Source organism: Phycisphaerae bacterium, from assembly GCA_012729815.1.
Lineage (GTDB): Bacteria > Planctomycetota > Phycisphaerae > JAAYCJ01 > JAAYCJ01 > JAAYCJ01.
The window spans coordinates 1-4,148 of the sequence record JAAYCJ010000030.1; the positions used below are offsets into that span (position 1 = coordinate 1).

The following is a 4,148-nucleotide window of genomic DNA, read 5'->3' on the forward strand; positions in this document are numbered from 1 at the left end:
CCGAACGCGTGCATGATCGCGTCGTTGATGATCCGCGAATCCCCAGCCCACGGAAACCGATCCACCCGATCCAGAACCAGCGCCGTCGTCACCGAATGCGCCCCGTCATAATCCCCCAAGTTCCCATCCGCCCGGCGATACCCATCCTCCATGCAAAGCCGCGCCGACCACGCGCACATCCGCCAGATCTCGTTGAGCATCGGATCGCTGCACTCAAACGAGCCGATCTCCTCGCACTCGTAAGCGCGCAGCACGCCATGAGCCCGACGCACCCGCGCCGCTTCCGACAATCCCTCAAACCGCACCCACACAAACCGCAGCCCGGTGTACGCCGCATCGATCGTATCCTTGCACCGCTCGATATCCGGCCGATACACCCGCCACGCACCATCACCCTCGCAAACCGCTGGATAAGTCCGCAGCGGTTCGCCCGCCTCGCCGATCCCAAAAACCACCTTCGCCCCCTCCGGCACGTTCGCCTCCAACTCAAACGTCCCCTTAATCACCCGCCCCAGATCAAACAGCAGCACCTGCCCATCCTCAACGGCGATTCCGTTGGCACTGTCCAAACTCACCGCATTACCTTCCAACACCGTCCGTTCAGCCAGCGGCGTATGCAGGCCATCGTGCCGCCGCAGATCGCGAAACGCCATAGCCCCGCACCGCCGAACGCTCTCCACATTCACCGCCGTCTCCCGCATCCGTGAACCGCCCAGCCCAGTCTTCATAGCCTATTCCTTCCGCCTGCCAACAATTTCTTATGACCAGTCACTACCAGCCAAAACGCCGCGCCCAGACATACCCAACCGACGCAACACAGGCAAGAGACAATTCCCAATCATGTCACGTCATCCGGCTGTTCCACCACTTCGAACAATCGGACCGCCGAGCCGCCCCAAGGAAACACAGAAACACCCGCGGTTTCCCCGGTGATCCGGAATCCCTTGACGTGATGCGCAGCAGTTGGTATAAAGAGCTATAGTGCTATAGTTGCAGTTTATTATTACTAATCCACCATCACTATGGCAAAACACAAGCCCTACATCTACGAGCAGGTCAGGGGTATGCTGGTCGAAATGATTGCTTCCGGCGGTTTCAAACCTGGTGATCGGTTGCCGTCGGAGCGGGAACTGGCCAAACGGCTCGGCTGCAACTACCACACCGTGCGGCGGGGACTGGCGCTTTTGGAGCAGGATCGGCAGATCGAACGGCGGGTTGGAGCGGGGACGTTTGTACGGCGGCTGGACGATCGGGACTATTCCCAGCGGGTTGCCAGCTCCGTGCTTGGGATGATCTGCCTCTCTCGGATGGACAACTTTGCCATGCAACTGTTGCACCACCTTCACGAAGAGGCGGAGCGCCGGGAGGTGGGTCTGAGCATCCGGACGGTCAGCGATCTGGGCGTCTCAGCCGTCGCCAAAGCGGACCAGATGATTAAGGATGGATGCTCGGCTTTGATTATTCCGTGGATGCCGTATCCCACGTCGGTGACGGAGGTTGTGGACCTGATCCGGCGACTGGAGCGGCCGGTGGTTCTGTCGCGGCCGATCGGCGGCTTGGAGCACCTGTGCTACGAAGACCCGGCGTTTTTCGGGCAGTCGGACGCCTCAGCGGTCGAGATGGCGTACCGGTACTTCGTGGCCCTGGGGTTCGGCCACATCGCCATGTTCGGTCCGGATACGATGCAGAACGAGGTTCTCAGCCAGCGGGTGCTTACGTTCACGCGTATGGCTTCACAGCACGATCGGCCAAGCCTGGTGCACCTGGTCGGACAGCGCGCCGACGGAGTCGATGCGGTCGCAGGGCGATTGGCTTCGACGGCGGGGGACGTGGCGGTAATCTGTTACGACGACGATCACGCCCTGCGGCTGATGACGGCGGCCCACAAGCTCGGCCTGCGGATTCCGCAAGACGTGGCTGTGCTGGGGTTTAACAACATTCCGCTTTCGCGGAGCTCGGACCCGCCGCTTTCGACGATCCAGTTCGATTACGACTACGTGGCCTCAGCCATGCTGAACCACGCCCAGGCGCTGGCGTCTGACGGATCGCGTCAGGCCAGGGGTGGAGCGGCCAGCACACTGGTGGTTCGCGAATCGTGCGGCGGAAGGGTCCGCGCGGGCGACGGGCTCGAGGCGATCCTGAAGGACATCCGGACGGGAGCAATGCCATGAGATACAGCAGAGCGAGTGGTGCGCAGGGAATGACGGGTTTTACACTTATCGAGCTTCTGGTCGTCGTGGCGATCATCGCCGTGCTGGTGGCGATGCTGTTGCCGGCGCTGACGCAGGCGAGGGAACAGGTGCGTCTGGTCGCCTGCGCCTCGAATCAGCGGCAGATCGGGCAGGCGACACAGTTGTACGTTCAGGACTGGGACGGCTGGCTGTACCCGGCGGTCGTCTACGGGCCGGACATGGGCGAGTGGGGCAGCGCGTGGAGTTCCATGCTCATCGTCAAAGGGTATCTGACGGCTCCGGAGGTCTTTCACTGCCCGGACCACCAGCCGGAATACACGCCGACCACCGACCTGCGCAGCTACATTCTCAACGCGTGGATCACCTTGCCGCCGGGTTGGAACGAGCGGGGACGAATGGACGCGATCACGGAGCGGATCAGCCTGGACGGCTGGGCTTTGATGATGGAGTGCTGGCGTGGAATTGGCGATAATGTGTCCAACCCGATCGTGGAGAACACCATCGGCGAGCGGCGCGAGAACCTCTGTTACCTGTTCTGGATATGGAACATCCGTGAGTATGGGCACATGCAGCGGCAGCTCTCCAACGTGTTGTTTCTCGACGGCCACGTCACGGCGTACGAGTTTCGATATGAGAACTCGCAGTGGCCGGATCTCACATACGGCTGGTACTGGTATCCATCTGATCGATAAGGCTCCTTCGCATTCCGCTTCAAGCGCAATCGAAGATTGTCGCGGGAGAATTCCATGGTTCGTCGCGCTCTGCTGATCGCTGTGGTTTCCGCTCTCTCGCTGTCGGCAATGGAAATCAAACCGCCGATCGACAACGCACCCGACCCGCACACGACGGCGATGATCCTGAAGGTGTCGTTCGAGGCGGCTGCGCCGGAGAACGTGGTGGTCGAGCTTCTGGGCATCGACAAGCGGCGATGGCAGGCCACAGTGGCGACGGAGAGCAAGACGGAACTGGCGGCACTGCTGACGCTGGCGGACTTTGCCTGCGTCGATCAGTCGGATGTCGCTGTCCCGTATCCGCTGGCGTTTCACCACATCTGGAAGATCACGCTGACGGGTCCGGAAGGCGGCGAAGCGGCGATCACCTCAGCCGATGTGCGATGGGAGCGCGATCCGAATATCAAGTTTCCGTGGGACGAGGATCCAGCCCCGGCGGGCCGAGAAGGGGACCTGACGTTCTGGCCCGGCGCCCATCGTGGCAACGGCGGTCACTTCGCCTGGCGGCTCGAGCCCAACGGCCTGCTGATCAACAACGTGAACTTCAACTCGATCGAGCGGGCGTGGTACTACTTCAAGCCGGGCCGCGACCAGGAGAGTTTCCAGTTCAACTACGGCGTGGCTGGGGCGACGGCGCCGGAGCGGAAAGTGGTGGAGAAGGGGGACTACGAGGTCAATCGGGCGGGCTTCGCCCGACGGTTCGAATACGAGATCGACCTGGGCGTCTACGCGGATGACGCGGTCGAAGCCGACTGGACCAGTTTCCGCTGGCGGCGAGATGTCAAAGCGGGCGAGGGCAAGCCATATCGCCAGGAGGTCCGCTACAGCATTCTCGCGCCCGGCGTGCAGGTCGAGACCGATGCGCCGGCCTTCGAATTCTCGTTCCAGGACGGCCAGGCCACCCGCGGCCCAGCGGCCATCGTCATCACCGGCAGCAAGCGGGCCAAGCTCATCGATCGCGGTGAGACGTTCGACCCATCGCGGATGCCGAACAATCATCTGGTTCTGCTGAGCAACGACGGCACGCCGGAGATTCCGGTGATGCTGGTCTTCCAGCACCGGCCGGAGAAGATCGAATGGACCGAGAGCAAGCTGGTGGTCCACCGCGCGGCGGGCGTGGGCACGATCGGGCTGGGCACGCCGTTCGGGGCGATCGTGCTGGACGCCGACACGCTGGCCCGCTGGAGCGAGTCGCCGAAGCTGGTTCCGGTGGAGCGGCTTAACC

Annotated in this window: 4 protein-coding genes; 3 read left to right on the plus strand and 1 reads right to left on the minus strand. The window is 62.4% G+C overall.

Translation table 11 applies throughout. The features are described from left to right. Nucleotides 1-728, minus strand: a 728-nt coding sequence (locus GXY33_02375; GenBank protein NLX03970.1) for a hypothetical protein, incomplete at its 3' end; no start/stop codon positions are given. A 294-nt stretch (nt 729-1,022) separates the two neighbouring features. Here GXY33_02375 and GXY33_02380 point away from each other — a divergent pair. From GXY33_02380 to GXY33_02390, 3 genes are all read left to right on the plus strand, one after another. Next, nucleotides 1,023-2,171: a substrate-binding domain-containing protein gene (locus GXY33_02380; protein ID NLX03971.1), complete on the plus strand. Its 1,149-nt coding sequence runs from the start codon at nt 1,023-1,025 to the stop codon at nt 2,169-2,171. After that, entirely contained in the window at nt 2,168-2,884 is a 717-nt protein-coding gene (locus GXY33_02385) for a prepilin-type N-terminal cleavage/methylation domain-containing protein (protein NLX03972.1), read from the plus strand. Before GXY33_02380 ends, GXY33_02385 begins: the two co-directional genes overlap by 4 nt. A 54-nt stretch (nt 2,885-2,938) precedes the next feature. After that, nucleotides 2,939-4,148 (plus strand): hypothetical protein (locus GXY33_02390; protein NLX03973.1); only part of this gene is annotated, 1,210 nt, incomplete at its 3' end.

Bases quoted from the DNA above. Each gene is read 5' to 3' on its own strand.
- GXY33_02380 (NLX03971.1), top strand. From the start codon at position 1,023: ATGGCAAAACACAAGCCCTACATCTACGAGCAGGTCAGGGGTATGCTG.
- GXY33_02385 (NLX03972.1), top strand. From the start codon at position 2,168: ATGAGATACAGCAGAGCGAGTGGTGCGCAGGGAATGACGGGTTTTACA.